At 69.7% G+C, this 17,620-nt stretch carries 14 protein-coding genes; 9 read left to right on the forward strand and 5 right to left on the reverse strand.

The window, feature by feature from the left end; translation table 11 throughout:
• Window positions 1-52: 52 nt before the first annotated feature.
• Window positions 53-2,995 (reverse strand): excinuclease ABC subunit UvrA, encoded by a 2,943-nt coding sequence (gene uvrA, locus ACWFRB_RS01575; RefSeq protein ID WP_452638337.1) that lies wholly within the window; start codon window positions 2,993-2,995, stop codon window positions 53-55.
• Window positions 2,996-3,165: 170 nt separating this feature from the next.
• Here uvrA and ACWFRB_RS01580 point away from each other — a divergent pair, with 170 nt between their 5' ends.
• The 4 genes from ACWFRB_RS01580 to ACWFRB_RS01595 all read left to right on the forward strand — a co-directional run bounded on the left by ACWFRB_RS01580 (window position 3,166) and on the right by ACWFRB_RS01595 (window position 7,584).
• Window positions 3,166-3,855 carry an MBL fold metallo-hydrolase gene (locus ACWFRB_RS01580; RefSeq protein WP_452638338.1) on the forward strand — a complete coding sequence of 230 codons (690 nt, stop codon included), beginning with the start codon at window positions 3,166-3,168 and terminating at the stop codon, window positions 3,853-3,855.
• A 52-nt stretch (window positions 3,856-3,907) separates the two neighbouring features.
• The gene (locus tag ACWFRB_RS01585) at window positions 3,908-4,756 is read left to right on the forward strand and encodes a DoxX family protein (protein ID WP_452638340.1); all 849 of its coding nucleotides are present in this window, start codon (window positions 3,908-3,910) and stop codon (window positions 4,754-4,756) included.
• Window positions 4,753-5,166, forward strand: coding sequence for a hypothetical protein (locus ACWFRB_RS01590; RefSeq protein ID WP_452638342.1), 414 nt, complete (start codon window positions 4,753-4,755; stop codon window positions 5,164-5,166). Before ACWFRB_RS01585 ends, ACWFRB_RS01590 begins: the two co-directional genes overlap by 4 nt.
• A 117-nt stretch (window positions 5,167-5,283) precedes the next feature.
• A complete protein-coding gene (locus ACWFRB_RS01595) occupies window positions 5,284-7,584 on the forward strand; it encodes a HelD family protein (protein WP_452638344.1) in 2,301 nt (766 codons plus the stop codon).
• A gap of 73 nt (window positions 7,585-7,657) precedes the next feature.
• Here the strand turns inward: ACWFRB_RS01595 and ACWFRB_RS01600 are convergent, their stop codons facing one another.
• Window positions 7,658-8,110 carry a universal stress protein gene (locus ACWFRB_RS01600; RefSeq protein WP_392979488.1) on the reverse strand — a complete coding sequence of 151 codons (453 nt, stop codon included), beginning with the start codon at window positions 8,108-8,110 and terminating at the stop codon, window positions 7,658-7,660.
• Window positions 8,111-8,258: 148 nt separating this feature from the next.
• Between ACWFRB_RS01600 and ACWFRB_RS01605 the strand changes: the two genes are divergently transcribed.
• Together ACWFRB_RS01605 and ACWFRB_RS01610 are read left to right on the forward strand one after the other, a co-directional pair.
• Window positions 8,259-11,066, forward strand: coding sequence for an alpha/beta fold hydrolase (locus ACWFRB_RS01605; RefSeq protein ID WP_452638345.1), 2,808 nt, complete (start codon window positions 8,259-8,261; stop codon window positions 11,064-11,066).
• On the forward strand, window positions 11,063-11,947 hold the full coding sequence (locus ACWFRB_RS01610) for an ABC transporter permease (RefSeq protein WP_452638346.1): 885 nt from the start codon (window positions 11,063-11,065) through the stop codon (window positions 11,945-11,947). Before ACWFRB_RS01605 ends, ACWFRB_RS01610 begins: the two co-directional genes overlap by 4 nt.
• A gap of 16 nt (window positions 11,948-11,963) precedes the next feature.
• On the opposite strand, the gene ACWFRB_RS01615 is transcribed toward ACWFRB_RS01610, so the two are convergent.
• Entirely contained in the window at window positions 11,964-12,830 is an 867-nt protein-coding gene (locus tag ACWFRB_RS01615) for an SCO6745 family protein (protein ID WP_452638347.1), read from the reverse strand.
• Between the two features lie 70 nt (window positions 12,831-12,900).
• Window positions 12,901-15,063 carry an excinuclease ABC subunit UvrB gene (gene uvrB / locus ACWFRB_RS01620; protein ID WP_452638348.1) on the reverse strand — a complete coding sequence of 721 codons (2,163 nt, stop codon included), beginning with the start codon at window positions 15,061-15,063 and terminating at the stop codon, window positions 12,901-12,903.
• A gap of 79 nt (window positions 15,064-15,142) precedes the next feature.
• Between uvrB and ACWFRB_RS01625 the strand changes: the two genes are divergently transcribed.
• Window positions 15,143-15,652, forward strand: a complete 510-nt coding sequence (locus tag ACWFRB_RS01625; protein ID WP_452638349.1) for a DUF402 domain-containing protein — start codon at window positions 15,143-15,145, stop codon at window positions 15,650-15,652.
• A 9-nt stretch (window positions 15,653-15,661) separates the two neighbouring features.
• Here the strand turns inward: ACWFRB_RS01625 and coaE are convergent, their stop codons facing one another.
• On the reverse strand, window positions 15,662-16,882 hold the full coding sequence (gene coaE, locus ACWFRB_RS01630; protein ID WP_452638350.1) for a dephospho-CoA kinase: 1,221 nt from the start codon (window positions 16,880-16,882) through the stop codon (window positions 15,662-15,664).
• A gap of 124 nt (window positions 16,883-17,006) precedes the next feature.
• Between coaE and ACWFRB_RS01635 the strand changes: the two genes are divergently transcribed.
• Window positions 17,007-17,219, forward strand: a complete 213-nt coding sequence (locus tag ACWFRB_RS01635) for a hypothetical protein (RefSeq protein WP_027502000.1) — start codon at window positions 17,007-17,009, stop codon at window positions 17,217-17,219.
• 124 nt (window positions 17,220-17,343) lie between these two features.
• Window positions 17,344-17,589, forward strand: a complete 246-nt coding sequence (locus tag ACWFRB_RS01640; protein ID WP_452638351.1) for a hypothetical protein — start codon at window positions 17,344-17,346, stop codon at window positions 17,587-17,589.
• Window positions 17,590-17,620 lie beyond the last annotated feature (31 nt).

Genomic DNA, 17,620 nt, shown 5'->3' on the forward strand with positions numbered 1-17,620 from the left:
GGCCGGGTCCTCGTGACCCGGCCCGCACTGCTGTCTGTCGCTGCCTTCCGCGTCAGACCGCGGCGGCCGCCTTGCGCGGCGCCCTCTTCCGCTTCGGCTCACCCGGAGCCTTGGCCTTGCCGTTGACGGCGGCGGCCTGCTGGTCGAGCACATCCCGCAGGAACCTGCCGGTGTAGCTGGCGGGCACCGCCGCGATCTGCTCGGGCGTGCCCTCCCCCACGACGGTTCCGCCGCCCGATCCACCCTCGGGCCCCATGTCGACGACCCAGTCCGACGTCTTGATCACGTCGAGGTTGTGCTCGATCACGATCACCGTGTTGCCCTTGTCCACCAGTCCGTTGACGACGCCGAGCAGCTTGCGGATGTCCTCGAAATGCAGGCCGGTGGTCGGCTCGTCGAGCACGTACACGGTGCGGCCGGTGGAACGCTTCTGCAGCTCGGCGGCCAGCTTCACCCGCTGCGCCTCGCCACCGGACAGGGTCGGGGCCGGCTGGCCGAGACGTACGTACCCGAGCCCGACCTCGACGAGCGTCTTGAGGTAGCGGTGGATCGAGGTGATCGCCTCGAAGAAGTCGGCGGCCTCCTCGATGGACATGTCGAGCACCTCGGCAATGGTCTTGCCCTTGTAGTGCACCTCCAGGGTCTCCCGGTTGTAGCGGGCCCCGTGGCACACCTCGCACGGGACGTACACGTCCGGCAGGAAGTTCATCTCGATCTTGAGCGTGCCGTCTCCCGAGCAGGCCTCACACCGGCCGCCCTTGACGTTGAAGGAGAACCGTCCCGGCTGGTAACCACGCACCTTGGCCTCGGTCGTCGCGGCGAACAGGGTGCGGATCTTGTCGAACACGCCGGTGTAGGTGGCCGCGTTCGAGCGCGGCGTCCGGCCGATCGGCGACTGGTCCACCTGGACCAGCTTGTCGAGCTGGTCCAGCCCGTTGATCCGGGTGTGCCTGCCGGGGACCTGGCGCGCGCCGTTGAGCTTGTTCGCCATCACGGTCGCGAGGATGTCGTTGACCAGGGTCGACTTGCCCGATCCGGAGACACCGGTCACCGAGGTGAGCACGCCGAGCGGGAAGCTGACGTCGATGTTCTTGAGGTTGTGCTCCTTGGCCCCGATCACCGTGACCTGACGCTTCTTGTCGACGGGCCTGCGAATGGCAGGCACATCGATCGTCGACCGGCCGGAAAGGTATGCGCCGGTGAGGGATTCCTCGCAGGTCAGCAGCTCCTCGTACGGGCCGCTGTGCACCACCCGGCCGCCGTGCTCGCCAGCGAGCGGGCCGATGTCGACGACCCAGTCCGAGGTCCGGATGGTGTCCTCGTCGTGTTCGACGACGATGAGCGTGTTGCCGAGGTCCCGCAACCGGGTCAACGTGTCGATCAGCCGCCGGTTGTCACGCTGATGGAGCCCGATGGAGGGCTCGTCGAGCACGTAGAGGACGCCCACCAGGCCTGAACCGATCTGGGTGGCCAGCCGGATCCGCTGGGCCTCGCCGCCGGAGAGGGTGCCTGCCGCACGTGAGAGCGACAGGTACTCGAGTCCGACGTCGAGCAGGAAGCCGAGCCGCGCCTGCACCTCCTTGAGGACCTGACCGGCGATGGCCTCCTCCCTCGCTCCGAGCGTGAGGCTGTTCAGGAAATCCGCGCAGTCCGAGATCGACAGCTCGGCGACGTCCGCGATGGACTTCTTGCCGTGCTCGCCCGCCGAGATGGTGACCGAGAGGATCTCCGGCCGGAGCCGGGCACCGTCACACGCGGGACACGGCACGTCGCGCATGTACCCGTCGTACCGTTCCTTCATCTGCTCGGACTCGGTCTGCTCGAGCCGACGGTGCAGGAAGGGCATCACGCCCTCGAACTCGGCGTAGTAGGAGCGCGTCCGCCCGTACCGGTTCTTGTACTTGACGTGCACCTGGTCCGCGCTGCCCTCGAGGACCGCCTTGCGTGCCTTCGCGGGCAGTTCGTTCCACGGGGTCGACATCTCGAAGCCCATGATGTCGGCGAGTCCGGACAGCAGGCGGCCGAAGTACTCGGAGGTCTGCCCCATCGACCAGGGCGCGATCGCCCCGTCCTCGAGGCTCAGCTCGGGATCCGGCACCACCAGGTCCGGGTCGACCTCCTTGCGGATGCCGAGTCCTGTGCACTCGGGGCAGGCGCCGTAGGGCGAGTTGAACGAGAACGACCGCGGTTCGAGATCGTCGATCGAGAGGGCATGCCCGTTCGGGCAGGCCAGTGACTCGGAGAAGCGGCGTTCCCGGTCCGGCGCGTTCTCGTCCCGATCGACGAAGTCGAGGACGACGATGCCGTCAGCAAGGCGCAGCGCGGTCTCCACCGAGTCCGTGAGCCGCTGCTTCGAGCTCGCCTTGACCGTGAGGCGGTCGATGACCACCTCGATGTCGTGCTTCTCCTGCTTCTTGAGCTTCGGCGGGTCGGTCAGCTGATGCACCACGCCGTCGACCCGGACCCTGGCGTACCCCTGGGTGTTGAGCTGGTCGAAGAGGTCGACGAACTCACCCTTACGGGTGCGCACCACCGGCGCCAGCACCTGGAAACGGGTGCCCTCCTCCATGGCGAGCACCTGGTCGACGATCTGCTGGGGGCTCTGCTTCGCGATCTGCTCGCCGCACACCGGGCAGTGCGGGGTGCCTGCACGGGCGTATAGCAGACGGAGGTAGTCGTACACCTCGGTGATCGTGCCGACGGTGGATCGCGGATTGCGATTGGTCGACTTCTGGTCGATCGACACCGCGGGCGAGAGGCCCTCGATGAAATCGACGTCGGGCTTGTCCATCTGACCGAGGAACTGGCGGGCGTAGGCCGACAGCGATTCGACGTAGCGGCGCTGGCCCTCCGCGAAGATGGTGTCGAACGCGAGCGACGATTTGCCCGAGCCGGACAATCCGGTGAAGACGATGAGACTGTCCCGGGGCAGGTCGATGTCGATGCCTCGCAGGTTGTGCTCACGCGCTCCTCGCACGATCAAGCGGTCCGCCACTCGATGTCCCTTCTCGTCGACGCAGAGGCGATAGTCCTCACGCGCTGCACATGGTAGGCCGGGGTACCGACATCGTCGGTGGAGCCGCGATCGGACGACCCCGTGTCCACCAGCGGCCGATCGCGTGCCCGAGCCGTCGCCCGCACACATTCGACGGTAGCGTCCCCACCATGGACGGGCAGCAGATGACAATCGACGACCACTACACCGGAGAGCTCACAGCGGATTCCGATCCGCAGCGGCGATCCTTCGCCGGCGCGAGCATCACCAAGATCTCCGTCGGCCCCATGGACAACAACGCCTATCTGGTGGTCTGTTCCGAGACCGGCGAATCCCTGCTCATCGACGCCGCGAACGACGCGGACCGGCTCGTGAGCCTGGTCTCGGCCGCGGCGCCGACGCTCACCTCGATCGTCACCACCCACCAGCATCCTGACCACTGGCTCGCGCTCGCCGAGGTGGTCGACAAGACCGGCGTCCCCACCATCGCGCACGCCCTCGACGCGGGCCCGCTCCCGGTCGCGCCCGACCGCACCGTCACCGACGGCGACCTGGTGGAGGTGGGCCGACTCTCACTCGAGGTCATCCACCTCGCGGGTCACACGCCGGGGTCGATCGCGCTGGCGCTGACGGATCCGGCGACCGGCCAGGTCCATCTCTTCACCGGGGACTCGCTGTTCCCTGGCGGCGTCGGCAAGACCGCCGATGCGGAGAAGTTCGCCTCGCTCTACCGGGACGTGACGACCAAGCTCTTCGAACGGTTCCCCGACGACACCGCCGTGTACCCGGGACACGGCAAGGACACCACGATCGGCGCCGAGCGGCCGTTCCTCCCGGAATGGCAGGAACGCGGTTGGTGACGCCCGGCCCTGGCTAGGGTGGAGTGCACCCGATCACGAGGGAGGCCACGCCATGCTGGTCCGTCGAATCGCCCGCCCCCTGCTCGCAGCGGTGTTCATCACCGGCGGCATCGATGCACTCCGACATCCCGCGGGAAAAGCGGACCGGGCGGAGCCGTTCATCAAACGGGCACGGGGTGCTCTCCCGGCGTTGGTGCCCTCGGACCCAGAGAACCTGGTGCGCCTGAACGGGGCGATCCAGGTCGGCGCGGGCGCTCTGCTGGCCACGGGCACCGCGCCGCGCGTCGCGTCGCTGACCCTGGCGGGCAGCCTGCTGCCGACCACCCTCGCCGGCCATGCCTTCTGGCAGGAGCCGGACCCGGCGCAACGCGCCGCTCAACGGACCCAGTTCTTCAAGAACATCAGCCTGCTCGGCGGGCTGCTCATCGCCGGCGTCGACACCGAGGGCAAGCCGTCCCTCGGCTGGCGGGGCCGCCGCGCTGCCCGTCACGCCTCCGAGGCGGTGCTGGCGGCGCTGCCCTCGGCCCAGAACGGCGAGGCCCGCGCGGCGGTCGGCGAGCGGCTCCAGTCCGCATCCGAACGGGTCCGCGAGCTCGCGGCCGAGGCCGCCGAGCGCGGGGCAGCACTCGCCGAAACCGCACAGGAACGCGCCCCCGAACTCCTCACGCTCGCGCGCCAGCACGGCGCCGAGTGGACCGAAGCCGCCGCCGAACGCGGGGCCGCGCTCGCCGAGACGGCACAGGAACGCGCCCCCGAGCTCCTCTCGCTCGCGCGCGAACACGGCGCCGAGTGGACCGAAACGGCGGCCGAGCGCGGCGCCCAACTCGGTCACACAGTCGGCGTGGGCACCGAACGCGCCGTGCGGCGGGCCCGACGGGCCGTCGCGGACCTGGGCTCGTGACCGCTGCCCCTGAATCCCGGATCATCCGAGAGATCGAGGATCACCACGCGGTGCTCGAACGGTGGCTCGGGACCGTCGCGGACCCGGCGCTGCTCACCGAGTTCACGGGCGCCCACACCGCGGACTTCTCACTCGTCGCGACCGACGGGCACGTCGTGTCCGTCGACCAGCTCGCCGATTCGCTCCGCGGGGCGCGGGGCGCGGTCCCCGGCCTCCGGGTGGTGATCACGGCGGTGGAGGTGCAGCTCGCCACCGCCGAGGTGGCGATCGCCCGGTTCACCGAGACTCATCACGCCGAGACCGGAACCGGGTCCGGCGTTCGGCTGGTCACCGCCGTCCTGGTCCCCGCGCCCGGCGCCCGCAACGGACTCCGTTGGCGCTCGGTGCACGAGACCCTCCGCACGGTCTGAACCACGCGCCGCGGCGACGCGCCGGACTGCCCTCTGACCTGGCCCTTCTGCGTCCACGCCACCCGCCCACTAGACTCGCTTGGCACTTTTCCCTCCCCTACCGCCCGAGGAGACCACTTGCCGGACGAGGCGCTGCAGCACGACGAACGTGAGCGCGAGCAGCAGTACGTGTCAATGCTGTACAACCGTCTGGATTCGCTGCGTGACTATGCCGCGACCCGCCTGCGCAAGGTGCTCCTCGAGACCGGTGGCACCCCTCAGGCCCGCAGCGAGCGCGAGTCGTTCAGCCTGATGTACACCGAGGACATCGCCAAGTACGACGCGGCGGAGAACGGCCTCTGCTTCGGGCGGATCGACCTCGACGGGCAGGATCCGGACGAGGAAGCTCCCGACGGCGACGCGCGACGCTATATCGGCCGGGTCGGCATCCTCGACGAGGCCAACGACTACGAGACGCTGCTGCTGGACTGGCGGGCCCCGCTGGCCCGGCCGTTCTACCTGGCGACGCCTGCCGCACCCGAGGGCGTCACCCGACGCAGGCACATCAGGACCCGCAGCCGGAAGGTCACCGGGCTCGGCGACGAGTACCTGGACCTCGCGACCGCGGAGCGTGCGGGTGCCCTCGACGGCGGCGACGGCGTGGCGGGCGAGAGCGCGCTGCTCACCGCGCTCAACGCGGCCAGGACCGGCCACATGAACGACATCGTCGAGACCATCCAGTCCGAGCAGGACGCGATCATCCGGTCCGAGCACAAGTCGGTGATGGTCGTGCAGGGCGGGCCGGGAACCGGCAAGACCGCGGTGGCACTGCACCGCGCCGCGTACCTGCTCTACACCTACCGACAGCAGCTGGCGAAGAGCGGCGTGCTGATCATCGGGCCCAACGACACCTTCCTCGACTACATCGGCCAGGTTCTCCCCTCGCTCGGCGAGACCGGCGTGCTGCTCTCCACCATCGGCGACCTCTATCCGGGAGTGCGTGCCACGCATCAGGATTCGCTCGAGTGTGGCGAAGTCAAGGGTTCGCTCGCGATGGTCGAGGTGCTCAAGCAGGCGGTCCGGGACCGGCAGGAGACCCCTCAGGAGCCGATCCGGCTGAGGTTCGACTCCTACCCGATCACCCTCGATCGCCGGGTCGTCACCCGCGCGCGCGGGCGGGCCCGCTCGTCGCGGCGCCCGCACAACCTCGCGCGGCCGATCTTCGTCTCGGCCGTGATCGAGGCGCTCGCCGATCAGCATGCGGCCCGGATCGGGTCGAACGTGCTTGGCGGGGCGAACCTGCTCAGCCGCGACGACATCGCCGACATCAGGGACGAGATGCGCGGCGACCCCGAGGTGATGGCCGCGATCGACGGGCTGTGGCCGCAGCTGACACCCCAGCGGGTGCTCGCGGACCTGCTCGGTTCCCGGAGGCGGCTGGACACTGCGGCACGCGAACTCACCGCCGCACAGCGCGAGTTGCTGCACCGCACCGGTGTCGCGGGGTTCAGTGCCGCCGACGCTCCCCTGCTCGACGAGCTCGCCGAACTGCTCGGCGTGGACGATGCGGCCGAACGCGAACGCGCTGACCGCGAATGGCGGGCCCAGATCGCCGATGCCCAGGGCGCGTTGGACATTCTTACCGGTTCGGCCCCGCAGGACCTCGAGGACGAGCTGGATCCCGAGATCCTGATGGCGTACGACCTGATCGACGCGGGCCAGCTGGCGCAGCGTCAGGACCTGCGGCAGTCCCAGACCGCCGCCGAGCGCGCGGCGGCCGACCGCACCTGGACCTACGGGCACGTCATCGTGGACGAGGCACAGGAACTCTCGGAGATGGCCTGGCGAATGCTGATGCGGCGCATCCCGAATCGGTGGATGACCCTGGTCGGCGACACCGCCCAGACGGGCGATCCGGCCGGCAGCTCGTCCTGGCAGAAGGTGCTCGAGCCGTACGTGGCCCGGCGCTGGAAGCTGACCGAGCTGACGGTGAACTACCGCACGCCGTCCGAGATCATGGGGGTCGCGCAGGACGTGCTCGCGCGGATCGACCCCGATCAGACGGTGCCGCGTTCGGTGCGCGACTCGGGGACGCGGCCGTGGGCACGGCGGGTGCCCGAGGGCGAGGTCGCCGAACAGGTCCGTCGGCTGGTCGCCGCGGAGACCGGGCCCGGTCTCGTCGCGGTCCTGACCAGCGAGTCCGGCGTCGACGAGTACCTCGACCTGGTCTCGGATTCGGTGAGCGTGCTCTCGGTCCGGCAGGCGAAGGGGCTCGAGTTCGACTCGGTCCTCATCGTGGAGCCCGGTCAGATCGTGGACGAGTCACCGCGCGGCATGAACGACCTCTACGTCGCGCTCACCCGCGCCACGCAACGGCTCGGCGTCGTGCATGCGCACCCGCTTCCGGACGGACTGTCGAAACTGTCTGTACTCGAATAGCTTTCACGGGCGCACAAGACAAATCCGCCCCCGTCGGCGAGGCCGGCGGGGGCGGGAGATGTTTCGGACGCGGTTAGCGGACCGTGTGCACGATCAGGACATCGGACGTGGACTTACGCGCCGCGTCCGAGGGGACCGATCCGAGCAGACGCCCGGTCAGCGTGTTCAGTCCACGGTTACCGATCACCAGCAGGTCGGCCTCGACCTCGTCGATGAGCGCGAGCAGCGAGTCCACGGGAGCGCCGACGACGGCGCGCTCGACGATATCGGCCGCGCCCGCCGCGTGCGCCCGCTCGCGGGCGGTCCGCAGGATCTCGAAGGTCGGCGCGGAACCGGTGATCTGGTACGCGTCCTCGCGGAGGGTGTCCTGCGCGGCCTCGATGTCCTTCGGGTCAGCCGGGTAGTAGGCGCAGGCGATGACCAGTTTCGCGCCGGCATCCGACGCCAACGACGCGGCCTTGTCCACTGCCTTCAGGGACGAATCCGAGCCATCGGTTCCGACGACGATGGTGCGGTAGGCGCTCATTCATTCCTCCAAGGTGCTCAGGTCTGACCGGAGCGCCGCAGAATCACGGACAGCCCGGCCGCTGGGAAAGACCCTAGCCGGATCGCGATCGGGTTAGGGGGAATTGCGGCACAACGCACATCGGCGCCGCCTCGCTACATTAGATCTCATGCGAATCCCCCGGCTGCAGGGAATCAGGACCCGGATCGTCGTGGCCGTCGCCCTCGTTGCCGTCGGCGCCGGTGCCGTCGCCGTGACCAGGTCGATCACCGAGCCTGCCGCGCCGGTGACCGAGGATGTCGCAGTGACGATGCCCGCGGGCCCCGCGGGGACGGATCAGGTCAAAATCGATGCCCGCCTGTATCTTCCGCAGCACACCCCGGCACCTGCCGTACTCCTCGCACACGGGTTCGGCGGCAGCAAGGACTCCGTCGCCGCCCAGGCGGCGACGCTCGCAGATGACGGGTTCGTGGTGCTGGCTTACAGCGCCAGGGGTTTCGGGCAGAGCACCGGTCAGATCTCGTTGAACGACCCGGATCGCGAAGTGGCGGACGCTCGCGGCCTCGTCGACTGGCTGGCCGCGCGTGGCGAGGTCGAGCAGGACGGCCCCGGCGACCCGCGGATCGGTGTGGCGGGCGGATCGTATGGCGGTGCGCTGGCCTTGATGCTCGGCGGGCTGGACTCGCGCATCGATGCGATAGCCGCGGCGATCACCTGGAATGACCTGGGCCACGCCCTGTTTCCGAACTCCGGCACGATCGAATCGCTGCCACCGTCGACCCCGGCCGCGACCGGCTACGGCGGCCCTGGCGTACTCAAACGCGGCTGGGCAGGCATCTTCTTCGGCGCGGGCGCCGGCGCGGCCCCATCCGAGGGGGACGCGGCCGAACCGCGGCCGGAACCGGGGCCCTGCGGACGGTTCGCGCTGGAGTTCTGCCGGGAGTACGCCGCGGCCGCGGTGTCCGGGAAACCGAGCCAGGAACTGCTGGACCTGCTCCGTGCGCACTCGCCCGCGGCGGTCGCGGGCGCGATCACCGCGCCCACGCTGCTGATCCAGGGCGAACAGGACACGCTGTTCGGACTGGACCAGTCCGACGCGACCGCGCGGCAGATCGCCGGGGCAGGCACACCCGTCCAGGTGCGCTGGTTTCCCGGTGGGCACGACGCGGGAGGCGAGGGCACCCGCTTCAGCGAGTCCGCGACGTCGCGGTTCCTGTCCGAGCAACTCCGCGGGTCCGGCGAGGTGGACGAGGAGTTCGTGTTCTCGCTCCCCGGCACCCCGACCGATCAGGGTCGCCCCTCCTACCGGCGGATGACCGCCGCCGACTACCCGGGCCTGATCGCGGACGCGCCGCCGACCCCGACGATCGATCTCCCGCTCGCCGGACCGGCATCGCAGAGCATCCTCCGGCCGCCCGGCGCCTCGCCTGCCGCACTGTCGGCGGTGCCAGGCCTCGGGTCGGCGCTGTCGAACCTGGGCGCCTTGGGCGGGCCCGCGGCGGACCTGGCGGCCGACCCGCCCGGTCAGTCCGCCGCGTTCGCCACCGCGCCGCTCGACCACCCGCTCACGATCACGGGTGTCTCCACGGTCGGGCTCACGGTCACCGCCACCTCCGCACCGGGTGACGCCGTGCTGTTCGCGAAGCTGTACGACGTGAGCCCGGACGGCAGGCGCACCCTGCCCGGCGGTGCGGTCTCCGCGATCCGGCTGCCCGACGGCCCGGGACCACACCCGATCTCGGTGGCCATGCCGGGTGTTGCGTTCCAGGTGCCGCAGGGACACCACCTCGAAGTGGTCGTCACCACCACCGACCAGGCCTACGCGAACCCGCTCAGCCCGGCCCAGTACTCGGTGGCCCTCGCCGACAACGCCGGCCTCCTGGTCCCGAGCGTGCCCGCCACCACCTCCAGCCGTTCGCTGCCGATCGGCCCGCTGATCGGGATCGCGTGCATCCTCGGCGGGGCGGCCCTCCTGGTCACGATCGGCATCATCCGGCGCCGTCGCCGCGTGGCGGCCGAGATCGACCCCGCTCTCGTCGACACCCCGCTGGTCATCACCGACCTGCGCAAGACCTACGACAACGGTTTCCGCGCGGTCGACGGGGTGAGCTTCACCGTTCGTCGCGGCCAGGTCCTCGGGCTGCTCGGCCCCAACGGTGCGGGCAAGACCACCACCCTGCGGATGCTGATGGGCCTGATCACGCCGACCGAGGGCGAGATCCGGGTCTTCGGCCACCGGGTCACCCCTGGTGCGCCCGTGCTATCCCGGCTCGGGTCCTTCGTCGAGGGGTCCGGCCTGCTGCCGCATCTGAGCGGCATCGACAATCTGCGGCTGTACTGGGAGGCCACTGGCCGGCCGGCAGGCGAGGCCCGCATGGAGGAGGCCCTCGAGATCGCGGATCTCGGCGATGCGATCGAACGGAAGGTCCGCTCTTACAGCCAGGGAATGCGTCAGAGGCTCGCGATCGCGCAGGCGATGCTGGGCCTGCCGGACCTGATGGTCCTGGACGAACCCACCAACGGACTCGACCCGCCGCAGATCCGCACCATGCGGGAGGTGCTGATCAACTACGCGCGCACCGGGCGCACCGTCCTCGTCTCCAGCCACCTGCTGGCCGAGGTCGAGCAGACCTGCACCGACGTGGTGGTCATGAACCACGGCCGGGTGATCAGCTCCGGCACCGTCGAGGAGCTCACCTCCGCCGAGGGCGCCACCGAACTGCGGGTCGACGACCCCAACCGGGCGGCCGCCGTCCTCGAGTCGGTCGACGGGCTCGGACCCGTGCGCCTGATCGAGGGAGAGAATCCCCGGCTGCGGGTCGACCTCGGCGAAACCGACCCGGCGGCGCTGGTGCGCACCCTCGTCGGCGCAGGCATCGGTGTCAGGGGCCTGTCGAAGACGACCCGCCTGGAGGACGTGTTCCTCCGCCTGGTGGACATCTCCGACCATCGCGAGCACGACAGGGAGGAAGCATGACCAGCAGCCGAGCCGACGGCGGCGCCGTCACGTCCCATCCCGACGGCAGGGCGGCCGGCTACCGGGCGACGCACACCCTGCCGCTGCGCACCGAACTCAAGCGGCAGTTCAAGCGCAGACGCACCCACCTGGCGCTCGGCTTCCTGGCGTTGCTACCGGTGATCCTCGCGATCGCGTTCGCCATCGGCGGGTCGAACTCCGAATCCGGCGCCGTCGACCTGATCGAACTCGGCACAAGGGGCGGCGTGAACTTCACCGTGTTCTGCCTGTTCATGTCGGTCGGATTCCTGCTGATCGTGGTGGTGGCGTTGTTCTTCGGCGACTCCGTCGCGAGCGAGGCGTCCTGGTCCTCGCTGCGGTACCTGTTGGCCATCCCGGTCCCCCGCGGCCGGCTGCTGCAGCAGAAGGCCATCGTGTCCGCGGCGCTGTCCGCGCTGGCGATCCTCATCCTGTTCGGTGTGGCGCTCACGCTCGGCACCGCCCTGTACGGGACGGGACCGCTGGTGACCCCGTTCGGCGATTCCCTCGGGTACGGCGAGGCGGTGGGACGGCTGCTGGCCGCGCTGGCGTACATCGCCGTGAACCTGACCTGGGTTGCGGGTCTGGCCCTGCTGCTCTCCGTGCTCACCGACGCCCCCCTCGGCGCGGTCGGCGGCACGGTGATGGTGTCCATCCTCGTGCAGATCCTCGACCAGATCACCGCGCTCGGGCACTGGCGGGACTATCTGCCCGGGCACTTCTCTGTCGCCTGGACCCGGCTCCTGGCACCGACGGTGGACTGGCACGACATCGTGGTCGGGTCGTTCTCGGCGCTGGCGTACGCGGCGGTGTTCGGGCTGCTGGCCTGGCAGCGGTTCGCGGTCAAGGACATCACCAGCTGACCGCGCCCGACCGCGGTCAGCGCGAGACCGCGGACCCGTACACCCCCTCCGGGAACACCCCCTGGTCCACCAGGACCGCGCGCAGGTCGGTTCCGAGTTCCAGCAGGCGCGCCACACCGTCGTCGCCGAGCGCCGCCCACGGGGCCACCGCCATCTCGTCGGTGAGTTCCTCGACGCACTCGCGCAACTCCCAGCCGGCACCGGTGAGCTCCCCGCCGTCCCCGAGCAGTCCCCGGTCGGTGAGCGCGTCGACCGCGCCGCGCCACTGCTCGTCGGACCAGCCGCGGCGGGACCTGGCGAACTGCTCCTGGAACCCGTTGCCGGTGGCCGTGTGCGAGACCAGCGCCTCGATCCCGGAGAGTCCCGCGGTCTGCAGGGCGGCGATGTGGCCGTCACCTCGGTACTCGCGGAGCAGCGTCAGCGCGTGCCAGAGCACCAGGTGTGGCTCGGCAGGCCACTCGACCTCGGCGTGCCCGGCGAACAGCGGCCGACCGGCCGCCTCGGGGATGGCGCGCGCCGCGGTGGCCGCCAGCATCGCGGCCTCGTCGAACGCCGATGAGCCGATCGCCTCGGCGCCGTAGATCCGCCGCATCGCCGCGTCCACCCCGCGGTACCTGGCCGCAACGACATCCGCAGGCCGTGCCTGCGTCCAGGCGATCGGGATCACCGGCGTGATCGCCTCGGGGTTGAAGTTGTAGAAGGTCGCCGCGACCACCCCCGCCCCGACCGCACCCATGGCGGCGGACCGTCCGGCGAAGTAGCACATCCGGCCCGGGCTCAGGCCCGCCGCGACGAGGCTCTCGTTCACCTCCGGCGCGAAATACGACATGCCGTGGATCAGGTCAAGGGTCCGGGCTGCCTGCCCCGCGGTCCGTGCGTCCATGCGCTCGACCGTAGCGGGCGCGAGCGGAACGCCGCCGTCCGGTCGGTGCACGACCCGCGCCCGGCCCGCTCTACGACAGGCCGGCGGCGTCCATCCCCCTGAGCTCCTTCTTCAGGTCCTGGATCTCGTCGCGCAGCCGCCCGGCCAGCTCGAACTGCAGCTCGCGCGCGGCGTTCATCATCTGGTCCGTCAGTTCCTTGACCAGGTCCGCCAGCTCCGCCCGCGGCATCGACTTCACGTCGCGGCCCTCGTACACGCCCGCGCTGACGGCCCGGCCCGCCTCGCCCTGAGCGCGACGTCCGCGGCTGGCGTTGCGCCCCGATCCGCCGACGTCCACACCCGCGGCCGTGTCATCGGCCTCCTCGTAGACCTGGTCGAGGATGTCGGCGATCTTCTTGCGCAGCGGCTGCGGGTCGACGCCCATCTCCCGGTTGTAGGCGATCTGCTTCTCGCGGCGGCGATCGGTCTCCTCGATCGCGTGCGCCATCGAGTCGGTGATCTTGTCCGCGTACATGTGCACCTGGCCGGACACGTTGCGGGCCGCGCGGCCGATGGTCTGGATCAGGCTGGTGGAGCTGCGCAGGAAGCCCTCCTTGTCGGCGTCCAGGATCGCGACGAGCGACACCTCCGGCAGGTCGAGTCCCTCGCGCAGCAGGTTGATGCCGACGAGCACGTCGTACTCCCCCAGCCGCAGCTGTCGGAGCAGCTCCACCCTGCGGAGGGTGTCGATGTCCGAGTGCAGGTACCGCACCCGGATCCCCAGTTCCAGCAGGTAATCGGTCAGGTCCTCGGCCATCTTCTTGGTCAGGGTGGTGACCAGGACCCGCTCGTCCTTGTCGGTTCGCTCCCTGATCTCGTGCACGAGGTCGTCGATCTGGCCCTTGGTGGGCTTGACCACCACCTCTGGGTCCACCAGTCCGGTCGGCCGGATGACCTGCTCGACGAACTCGCCTGCCGCCTGGCCGAGCTCGTACTTGCCCGGGGTGGCCGACAGGTACACGGTCTGCCCGATGCGCTGGGTGAACTCCTCCCAGGTGAGAGGGCGGTTATCGGTTGCCGAGGGCAGCCGGAACCCGAACTCGACGAGGTTGCGCTTGCGGGACATGTCGCCCTCGTACATCGCGCCGATCTGCGGGACGGTGACGTGCGACTCGTCGATGACCAGCAGGAAATCCTCGGGGAAGTAGTCGATGAGCGTGGCGGGCGCGGTGCCTGCTCCGCGGCCGTCGATGTGCCGCGAGTAGTTCTCGATCCCGGAGCAGAACCCGACCTGCTTGATCATCTCGATGTCGTAGTTGGTCCGCATCCGCAGCCGCTGTGCCTCGAGCAGCTTGCCCCGCCCCTCCAGGTCGGCGAGCCGCTCCTCGAGCTCGGCCTCGATGTCCTTGACCGCGCGCTCCATCCGCTCCGGACCCGCGACGTAGTGGGTGGCCGGGAAGATCCGCAGCGAATCGACCTGGCGGACCACGTCGCCGGTCAGCGGGTGCAGGTAGTAGAGCGCCTCGATCTCGTCGCCGAAGAACTCGATGCGGATCGCGAGCTCCTCGTACGACGGGATGATCTCCACCGTGTCCCCGCGCACCCGGAACGAACCGCGGGTGAAGGACAGGTCGTTGCGGTTGTACTGCACGTCGACAAGCAGGCGGAGCAGCGCGTCGCGGGGCACCTCGACGCCGACGTCGAGCTGGATCGACCGGTCCAGGTAGGACTGCGGGGTGCCGAGACCGTAGATGCACGAGACCGACGCGACCACCACCACGTCACGACGGGAGAGCAGGCTCGAGGTCGCGGAGTGCCGCAGCCGCTCGACGTCGTCGTTGATCGACGAGTCCTTCTCGATGTAGGTGTCCGTCTGCGCGATGTACGCCTCGGGCTGGTAGTAGTCGTAGTACGAGACGAAGTACTCGACTGCGTTGTTCGGCAACATCTCTCGCAGCTCGTTCGCGAGCTGGGCGGCGAGGGTCTTGTTCGGCGCCATCACCAGCGTCGGCCGCTGCAGCTTCTCGATCAGCCAGGCCGTCGTCGCCGACTTTCCTGTGCCGGTGGCACCGAGCAGCACCACGTTCTTCTCATCCGCCCGGATCCGCCGCTCGAGTTCCGCGATCGCCGCGGGCTGGTCACCCGCGGGCTGGTGCGGGCTCACCACCTCGAACCGGGCCTCGGACCGTTCGATGTCGCCGACCGGCCGGAACTCGGAGTGCGCCACCACGGGATGCTCGGATGCGAAAGCCATGGAACCAGAGTAAGCCGGGGCACCGACATCCTCCCGGCATCGTCGTCGGGGCCCGACCCGCCGGGTAGGTTCAACAGCCATGGACGGCCAAGTGCACGCCCCGAAGATCGAGTCCTTCTCGCTCGCGGACAAGACCAATACCGACCCGAAGGGCTTCGTGCGACCGGTGGACCACTACCGGCTCGAACCGTGGGGCCTGTACATGGCCAGGACCTCGGACCACGCACACTTCCACTACCTGGAGTCCTGGCTGCTGCCGGACCTCGGCCTGCGGGCGTCGATCTTCCACTACCACCCGTTTCACGCACGGGATCAGAACCACTACGTCGACATCGGCGAGTTCACCGCGGCACCAGGGGTCTGGCGATCCGAGGACCACTACCTGGATCTGGTGGTTCGGACCGGGCGCGACACCGAGCTCCTGGACGTGGACGAGTTGATCGCCGCGCATTCGGCAGGCCTGCTCGACGCCGCGACGACCGAGCTGGCGATCCACCGGGCGGTGACCGCGGCGGACGGGATCGCCGCGCACGGTCACGACCTCGACGCCTGGCTCGCCTCGGTCGGGATGCCGATCAGCTGGCGCTGACCGCGCGCCTCATGAGGGCGACCAGCCCGTCCGCTCGGCCCACTCGCAGGCCCGCTGGTAGCCGACATCGAACCACGGCGCGAGCGCGGCGGCATAGGTCACGGTGGCTTCGCCCGGGTGCGCGTCGGCGGCGGCCCAGCGGACCGCAACCCTCTTGACCTCGAGGAATTCGGCCCGAGCAGCGGCGTCGGCGCGCAGCCAATCGCGCAGCAGGAGCGCGAAGCGCTGGCCCGGCCAGCCATCGACGCGCAGGCTGATCTCGACGGGCCTGCCGGGATCGGCGCCGCCGTGGGTGCGCTTGTCCCACAGCGCCGGGTCGGCCTCGCCGCCGACGCCGTACGCCGGCTTCGGCTCGTCGCGGTTCGCATCGACGATGGGCGGAAAGCCGGCCGCAGCGAGTGGTTCGGCCAGCGCGTCCGCGGCGGCGATGCTCGAGACGGTGATCTGCACGTCGATCACGTCCTTGGCCTCGAGTCCCGGCACCGAGGTCGAGCCGATGTGGTCGATACGCAGGGCGCCTGCACCGCAGGCCAGCCACAGGCGCTCGATCAGCCGCCGTGCCTGGTCCGGCCAGGTCGGGTCGGCGGGCGCGAGAACGGGCCGGGCACGGACCACCGTTCCGGTCCGCAGGTTCTCCTCGAACGGCACCAGCCGCTGTTCCCACAAGGCCTTCACCTCGGCGTCGAGGCCGCCCTGTGGACCGCTGTTGTCCAGCCAGACATCCGCCGCGGCCCGCCGCTGGTCGTCGGTTGCCTGCGCCGCGAGGCGCGCCCTCGCGTCGTGCTCCGGCATACCGCGCAGCTCGACCAAGCGTCGCACCCGCTCCTCTGCGTCCACGTAGACGACGAGCACGAGGTTGAACAGCGCGCCCATCCGGCCCTCGACCAGGAGCGGAATGTCCTGCACCACCACGGCATCCGCCCCGGCGGACTCGACGAGTTCGGTGGTGCGCCTGCCGACCAGCGGATGGACCACCGCGTTCAGCCGCGCCCGCGCCTCGTCGTCCCCGAACGCCACGGCCGCAAGGACGGGCCTATCCAACCGGCCGTCGGGTTGCAGGATCGAGTCACCGAACTCCGCGACCAGCGCGGCCAGCCCCTCGGTTCCCGGTTCCACCACCTCGCGGGCCACCAGGTCGCTGTCGACGACCACGGCACCGAGATCCGCCAGGATTCTCGACACCGTGGACTTACCCGCTCCAATACCTCCGGTGAGGCCGATTCTCAGCACGCATACCAGTCTGACATCTGAACACGCCGAAGCACACCAGCCCCAAATGCACCAGGTTTACCCGAGACTCGGTATCCTACGGACAGACGCGCCAGGCCACCCATCTCGAGACAAAGGGAATTCCATGCAAAGCCACTACATCCTTCAGGGTCGGCACCGTCTGGGCATCGTCAACGGTGTGCATTGCATCCTGATTCCCGAGGTCGCCACCGCTCTGGCCGAGCACCGTCGCAACTGGTTCACGCAGATGATCAGCCCCGCGCGCCACAGCTTCGCGACGATGCGCAAGCGCACCGCCGTCATGCAGAGCGCCTGGGCCCCTGCCGCAGTGAGCTGATCGGGCTCCCCCGACTCCCACACCTCCACGAGTGCCCCCGCCCGAATTCGGGCGGGGGCACTCGTCTGTGATGCGTACGCAGATTCGAATGCGGTCGCCGCGACGGCGTCCTACCGTTGGTGACATGACTGTCAAAGCCGATGATCTGCGACTGCTGTTGGCCAGCTCCCTCTCACAGCCCACAATGGTGCTGGAGGAGGGCTCGATCAAGGTTCTCTCGGGAGACGAAGTGGCCAAGCGGTCCTCGTGGGTGGTCGTCACCCTCGAGGACCTCCGCCGAGAACTACCGGACGGCGACAACCCCACCGAACACGATCTGGTGGAGAAGGCCGCCATGCTCGACGAACTCGTATCCAGCCCGGGGGCCTGACAGGAGAGACAAAACAACCCCGGCCCTGTGA

The organism is Rhodococcus sp. NPDC055112, assembly GCF_053607505.1.